The organism is Limosilactobacillus fermentum (assembly GCF_013394085.1).
In the GTDB taxonomy this organism is placed as follows: domain Bacteria; phylum Bacillota; class Bacilli; order Lactobacillales; family Lactobacillaceae; genus Limosilactobacillus; species Limosilactobacillus fermentum.
On sequence record NZ_CP040910.1, the window covers coordinates 813,644 to 821,084 of the forward strand.

The following is a 7,441-nucleotide window of genomic DNA, read 5'->3' on the forward strand; positions in this document are numbered from 1 at the left end:
ATTTTGAGACAGGGATTTCATTTTTTAAGATTTTTAGGATAGATATGAGTAAACGATAAACTACTTCAATTAAGCATTGGGCTGTTCTTGAATTCGGTTGACAAACAGTGCGCCGCTGGCAAAAACAATACCGGCCAAAAGGAGCATCCCCGGCATGGACTTGCCAATCAATGGGAAGATGGCAAAGCTGGCAACGGAAGCAATGATTTGCGGCAGGCAGATGCTGCAGTTGAACAATCCCAGATATGCCCCTTCATGCTTACCGGCCAGCGCAGTCGTCAGCAGGGCAAACGGAATCGAGTTCATTGAAATCCAGCCAATGCCGATCAGAGCGAAAGAAAGAATCAAAAGCATCTTATCGTGAATGAAGAACACTGACATAAAGCCAAGTCCGCCAAGAACCAGACCTAAACGATACATCGTCTTGCGCTGGTTTGGCTTGGTCTTTGACAGAACCATTCCCCACAGTACGGCTGAAATCGACTGAACCGCGGATAAAACACCGAACCAGTTGCCGGCAGCCTGATAGCCAGCCGTTGACGGATCAGTTACATTCCAGACATTCTTTGCAACAGCACCAGTACCGTAAGTCCAAAGGTATTGGAACGCAAACCAACAGAACATCTGAACGAGAGAGATCTGCCAAAATGCCTTAGGTGCGTTCTTCAGCAAAGTTGCGAAACTAAGCTTTTCTTGATTGGCTGCAATATCAACGCCATGGTACTTGGCATAGTCTTGAGGGTTGTATTCATGAACTTTGGCCAGCGTGAAGATACTGGTTAAGAGCAGTACAGCTGCGCCCAGGTAGAAGGTCCAGATGACTGAGTTAGGCAAGGAGCCCTTCTTAGCAGTATTGGAAACCCCTAAAAGCGTCATGATGAATGGCATTAAGGTTGCTAGAATTCCACCCATGTTAGAGAAGATTTGTTGCCAGGACCAAGTAAAGTCTTTCTGATCCTCGTTAACCATATCACCAATAATCATCTTGAATGGCTGCATGCAGACGTTTGAAGACAGATCCATGAATAGAACCGCAATTGCACCAAACCAAAGCGCGGCTAATGAACCATACCCGAAACCAAATGATCCCGCGTTGGGCAGAAGGATCAGAACCAAAGCCGCAATTGGTGCGCCGACCAAAAGATAAGGCATCCGACGACCAAATCGATTCCATGTTAAGTCAGAATACTTGCCGACTAATGGTTGAACGATCATTCCCATCAGTGGCGGCAAAATGAAGAAGAAGCCAAGCTTGGTCGGATCAGCACCGATTGTTTGAAAGATTCTTCCCATTTGCGAGCTTTGCAGCGAAAATGCCATGTTAACGCCGAAGAACCCAAAAGTCATGGCAAACAGGGTACTTATTGGCAGACTCGGCAGTCCCGTAGTTGTTTTTTGATTTTCCATATTACTTGTTACCTCTTTGAACTGAATTCATATACTTTAGCTTCATATGGACGCAGAGTTTCTCCCATGACATTCTCGTAGTTGCTTAATAAGAGCTTGCCTTGACCAGCCGCGTATTCTCGCTTGATTGTTTCCTTAGTAAAGTTGGCTACTACAAGCAGCGTTGTTTCTCCATCATCACGCGTGTAAGCAAAGACCTGCTCATCCAATTCGTTGCCATTGACCAACGCAAACTTTCCTTCTGTCATTACTGGCAAGTCATGGCGCATTTGAATGAGTTTCTGGTAGTGATAGAAGACGGATGATGGATCCGCCAGTGCCGCCTTTGCGTTGATCTCTGAATAGTTGGGATTGACCGCGATCCAAGGTTCAGCATCCGAAAATCCGGCATTCTTGCTGTCATCCCATTGCATTGGCGTTCTGGCATTGTCCCGAGAATGAATTGCCAGATATCTGCTCATTGTCTTTCCATCAACCAGATGCTCTTCGTCAACCAGCTGATGGTAGGCATTAATGCTCTCCAAATCACGATAGTCAGACAAAGAGTTAAAGGTCGTGTTGGTCATTCCCAGTTCCTCACCTGCGTAGATATAAGGCGTGCCTTGCAGACAGTGCAGCATTGTTGCCAACATTTTAGCCGAAACGACACGATATTTTGGATCATCATTGCCAAAACGGGATACGACGCGTGGCTGATCATGGTTGTTCCAGTAAAGCGAGTTCCAAGCCTTACCATTCAGCTGAGTCTGCCATTTCACCAGGTTATCTCGCAATTCTGGCAGACTGACTTTTTTGTCGCTCCATTTTACTAAAGCTGGGTTGTCGTTATCGTCTAAGCCGACATGCTCAAACTCAAAAACCATGTTCAGCTCAGTCTGTTCAAGGTTGGCGTACTTCTTGGCATCATCTGTTGTGGCACCAGGCGTTTCGCCAACTGTTACCAAATCATGCTTGGCCATTACAGCTTGATGCATTTCTTGAAGGAATTCGTGCATCCGATGACCATTGGCAACAACCGGTTCGACATCGCCATACTGCATTCCGGGCGCGGTCGGAACGTCTTTGTAGACAGCCGGTTTTGAAATTAAGTTGATGACATCCATTCGAAATCCATCGACACCGAGATCTGCCCACCAATTCATGATGTCGTATACCGAATGACGAACGGCTTCATTTTCCCAGTTTAGATCCGGCTGCTTTACAGCGAACAGGTGAAGGTAGTATTGACCGCTTGTCTCATCGTACTGCCAAGCTGAACCAGAGAAGTATGATCCCCAATTAGTTGGTTCATGGCCATCGACTGGATCACGCCAGATATAATAGTCACGGTATGGATTTTCTTTTCCTTGGCGGCTTTGCTTAAACCATTCATTTTCATCTGATGAGTGATTGACCACCAGATCCATCATTATTTTTAATCCAAGTTCATGAGCCTTTGTCAGCAGCTCCTTAAAGTCGGTCAATGAGCCAAAAGTTGGATCAATTGCCCGATAATCACTGATGTCATACCCATTATCAACGTTTGGCGAACGGTAGATTGGATTGAGCCAGATAATATCAGCACCTAGTTTTTTAATATAGTCAAGCCGACTGATGATTCCTTTTAAATCACCAATGCCATCATGATTGCTGTCTTGAAAACTCCGTGGATAGACTTGGTAGACAACTGAATTTTGCCACCACCATTTTGGTGTATATGCCATTATTATCATTCCTTGTAAAAAAATTAAAAATAAAAGTTACGCAAACGTTTGAGTAAATGCTAAAATAATAAAAACGGCATAAGTAACCGTTTTCACGGAGTATTATAAATACAGCTAACTTAAAAAGTCAATAACTTTTTTTGAAAGAAGGATCCCGATGGCCACGATTAAAGACATAGCCAGACTAGCAAAAGTAACTCCATCAACCGTCTCTCGCGTATTAAACCATAGTGGGGGATACAGCGAAAAAACTCGCCGTCGGGTTGAGAAAATTGCAGATGAGCTACACTATCAAAAAAACGAAGCTGCCGTTAATCTGGTTGCACAGACCTCAAATCTGATTGGAGTAATCGTAACCAATGCCACAACGAGCTTTGCCGCCCCCATTATCGACAGCATTGAAGATTGGGCCTACCAAAATGGCGGAAGAATTCTCTTGGCTCACTGTGGCTTAAATGACTCTGAACGACTGAAGACATGCCTAAATCTAATGGCTGGGCGCAAAGTCAACGGTATCATTTCAGTTTCGGTTCAATTTGATGAGAACAATCTGAAACTACTTGATCAACTGCAGCTGCCATTAATTTCTCTAGGCGTCAAAGTTTCCAACCAACCAATGATTTCCATCGACAACCTAAAAGCCGCCACTACAGGGACCAATTATCTAATCAGCCGCGGATACCAACGGATTGCTCTGATTGCCGTAGATACCAGCGACCCGCAAACTGGGAGAACGCGTTGCGCAGGATATCAAAAAGCAATGGAGTCAGCTGGACTTACACCATCTATTATTCCCGGCGACTACTCGTTTGCAGCAGGAAAGCAGGCCGCAGAACTTCTTTTAGCAAAAGGAGAACTTCCCGAGGCAATTTTTGCAGCCAGTGACGATGCCGCAGCCGGGGTTATCTATGCCGCTCAGGAACACGGCATTAAAGTACCTAAGCAATTGGCAGTTCTGGGTTTTGACAACTCATCAGTAGCCAGTATGATCTATCCGGGAATCACAACGATTGATCAGCCATTCAAGCAGATGGGACGGTTGGCAATTGAACACTTGACCAACCAGAATGTTTCTTCAGTTGAGTTGCCATATCAAATAAAGGAACGTGGCTCTGTTGCCAAATACAATTCAGCTCAGTCATAGTGCAGTTCTGGCAATCAAAAACAGGCTCGTGGAATCTCCACGGGCCTGCTTGCCGTATTGTTACTCTCAAACCCTTTATCATCATTTCCATCTTTACGAACACTCATTCGCACATTGTAATAGAATGCAAACAGAAGTTCGAGGAGGGCAGCAAGATGGACTGTTCAGAAGAGCCGCGGGGAATTTTCCTGGTCATTGATAACAAATCATTCTATGCCACGGTTGAGTGCACTATGCGCGGGCTGGATCCGCTCACCACGCCGCTCGTAGTCATGTCAGAAGCCGAAAATACCAATGGCGGGCTGGTGCTGGCATCATCTCCAATGGCCAAAAAGCTTTACGGCATCTCCAACGTCAATCGTCAGCGTGATCTGCCGCACGACAACCATTTGATTGTGGTGCCGCCACGGATGAATACGTACATCGAAAAGAACATTGAGGTCAACAACATCTATCGCGAGTTCATGGCTGATGAGGACCTGCTGCCGTATTCGATTGACGAGTCGATTCTGGACATCACTCATTCCTGGAAACTGTTCGGGGATGATCCAATTGCGGTCGTTAAAAAGATCCAAAAGACCGTTCATGACCGCCTGAAGCTGGTTACCACGGTAGGCGTGGGCGAAAATCCGCTGCAGGCCAAGATTGCGTTGGACGTCTATGCCAAGCATGATCCACGCTTCATTGGCGAGATTACCTATGACACGGTCAAAAAAAAGATCTGGTCCATCCCTAAGATCACTGATGCCTGGGGCATCAACGAGCGAACCGCCAAACGTCTTGCCGGACTGGGGATTCATTCCATGGCTGAGCTGGCTCATGCCGACCCGTTCATTCTCAAGGAAAAGATGGGCGTTATCGGCGCGCAGCTGTACGCCTCTGCCTGGAGAATCGATCGCACCGACCTCGCTGAGGAAGTCCTGCCAAAAGACAAGAGCCTGGGCAATTCGCAGGTCCTACCGCACGATTATACGAGAGCCGAGGAGATTGAAGTCGTCATTCGAGAAATCGGTTCACAGGTAGCTTCTCGGCTCCGCGCGCACGACAAGCAGGCAGGGGGCGTGTACCTTTCAATCGGCTATTCGCTGAGCACGCCAACGGAAGAAACCGGCTTTGCCCACTCGCTGAAGCTTTCCGATTCAACGGTCGATTCAAACCTCATCAATGGGCAGCTGCTTTATCTGTTCTATACATACTGGGATGGAGTATCGCCGGTTCGCCGCATCAGCGTGGCCGCGACTCGCTTGGCTGACCGCTATGGCGAGCAGCTCGATCTGTTCAATCCGCCCAAATACGACATGGTTAAGCTGGAAGACACCGTTGACGCCATCCGCAAACGCTTTGGCAAGACGTCAATCATGCGGGCGTCTAGCTTGGAGAAGGGTGGCACGTTTATCGAAAGAAGCCAGTTGGTAGGAGGTCATGCCGGTGGACAAAGCTTGGAATAAAGAAACCGAAAGCGAAAAAATATGTGAGCGAATCAAGCGCTGCTTCACCAATCGCTGGCGCACCAGATACTGGGTCTCCGTGGTCTACTATGAGCCGGAGCATGGCTATAATCTGTTTCTCAACATTCAGCCGCGCAACGCCTACAGCCGGTCCATCCCCATTGCTCGACTGGCTGATTGTGATTATTCTGAGTTGCTTGATATTATAACTGATGTTCGTCAAACGTATCATTTCACGCTCAACTACCTAAACTTTCCTGATGACCAGGTCCGCAAAATGAGGAGGAACTTTCGATGAGAATGCAGTTTTACGATGATCAAGAGGCTGACAAGGTGGCCACGCAGTTTTTTAAATGGTAGATTGCAAGAAATAACCGTGTTTCCTTGAATTTGTTGAAAAACTATGTGATTATGGAAGCGTATTCAAATGCCGTGAGGAGGCTACTATTTATGAATAGACAATTTGATTTCTTAATGCCAAGTGTTAACTTCTTTGGTCCTGGTGTTATCGCCAAGATTGGTGACCGTGCTAAGATGCTTAACATGCACAAGCCACTGGTCGTTACCCAAGAGAGCTTGGAAAAGATCGAAAACGGCCCCGTTGTTCAAACGATTGAATCACTGAAGAAGGCTGGCGTGGACTACGCCATCTTCACCGGTGTTGAACCTAACCCAAAGATTCGTAACATCAAGGCTGGTAAGAAGATGTACGAAGAAGAGAAGTGTGACTCCATCATCACTGTTGGTGGGGGCTCTGCTCACGACTGTGGTAAGGGAATCGGTATTATCCTGACTAACGGTGATGACATCACTAAGTTGGCCGGAATTGAAACGCTGGACAACCCACTGCCACCTCTGATGGCTGTTAACACCACCGCCGGGACTGGTTCAGAATTGACCCGGCACGCGGTTATCACGAACGAAGAAGACCACCTGAAGTTCGTTGTTGTTTCCTGGCGTAACATTCCGTTGGTATCCTTCAACGACCCAATGCTGATGCTCGGTGTGCCAAAGTCAGTTACTGCTGCTACCGGTTGTGACGCCTTTGTTCAAGCAATCGAACCATACGTTTCTGTTGACCACAACCCAATCACGGACAGTCAATGTAAGGAAGCTATCCAACTGATCCAAGAAGCATTGCCAGAAGCTGTTGCCAATGGTCAAAATGTTGAAGCACGGACCAAGATGGTTGAAGCTGAAATGCTGGCCGGGATGGCCTTCAACAACGCCAACCTGGGTTACGTTCATGCCATGGCTCACCAACTCGGTGGTCAATACGATGCTCCACACGGTGTTTGCTGTGCATTGCTGCTGACCACGGTTGAAGAGTACAACCTGATTGCTTGCCCAGATCGGTTCGCCGAACTGGCCCGGATCATGGGTTATGACACCACCGGCCTGACCACCATGCAAGCTGCCGAGAAGTCAATCGACGGGATGCGTGAAATGTGCAAGGCAGTTGGTATTCCATCATCCATCAAGGCAATCGGTGCTAAGCCAGAAGACTTCTCATTGATGGCTGAAAATGCCCTGAAGGATGGGAACGCATTCTCCAACCCACGTAAGGGTACGAAGCAAGACATCATTGACCTTTACCAAAAGGCATACGATGGTATTTACTAATTAACGGTGTGGGCACATTTAATTAGCAACGAAAAAGTCACCCGCAGGTGAAAACCTCATCTGCGGATGACTTTTTTAGTATTTGGTAGATTGTAAAATTTAAGTTGAACATATTA

Annotated in this window: 6 protein-coding genes; 4 read left to right on the plus strand and 2 right to left on the minus strand. The window is 47.0% G+C overall.

Annotation, left to right across the window (positions count from 1 at the left end):
• Positions 1 to 69: 69 nt before the first annotated feature.
• A complete protein-coding gene (locus tag FG166_RS04050; protein ID WP_003681915.1) occupies positions 70 to 1,407 on the minus strand; it encodes an SLC45 family MFS transporter in 1,338 nt (445 codons plus the stop codon).
• An 8-nt stretch (positions 1,408 to 1,415) separates the two neighbouring features.
• A complete protein-coding gene (locus tag FG166_RS04055; RefSeq protein WP_023466314.1) occupies positions 1,416 to 3,110 on the minus strand; it encodes a glycoside hydrolase family 13 protein in 1,695 nt (564 codons plus the stop codon).
• Between the two features lie 157 nt (positions 3,111 to 3,267).
• Here FG166_RS04055 and FG166_RS04060 point away from each other — a divergent pair, with 157 nt between their 5' ends.
• From FG166_RS04060 to FG166_RS04075, 4 genes are all read left to right on the plus strand, one after another.
• Positions 3,268 to 4,254 carry a LacI family DNA-binding transcriptional regulator gene (locus FG166_RS04060; protein WP_003681913.1) on the plus strand — a complete coding sequence of 329 codons (987 nt, stop codon included), beginning with the start codon at positions 3,268 to 3,270 and terminating at the stop codon, positions 4,252 to 4,254.
• 155 nt (positions 4,255 to 4,409) lie between these two features.
• Positions 4,410 to 5,702: a Y-family DNA polymerase gene (locus tag FG166_RS04065; RefSeq protein WP_035430785.1), complete on the plus strand. Its 1,293-nt coding sequence runs from the start codon at positions 4,410 to 4,412 to the stop codon at positions 5,700 to 5,702.
• On the plus strand, positions 5,683 to 6,000 hold the full coding sequence (locus FG166_RS04070; RefSeq protein ID WP_021815959.1) for a hypothetical protein: 318 nt from the start codon (positions 5,683 to 5,685) through the stop codon (positions 5,998 to 6,000). The genes FG166_RS04065 and FG166_RS04070 overlap by 20 nt, the downstream gene beginning before the upstream one ends.
• Before the next feature lie 152 nt (positions 6,001 to 6,152).
• Positions 6,153 to 7,325: an iron-containing alcohol dehydrogenase gene (locus FG166_RS04075; protein WP_014562320.1), complete on the plus strand. Its 1,173-nt coding sequence runs from the start codon at positions 6,153 to 6,155 to the stop codon at positions 7,323 to 7,325.
• Positions 7,326 to 7,441: the final 116 nt, after the last annotated feature.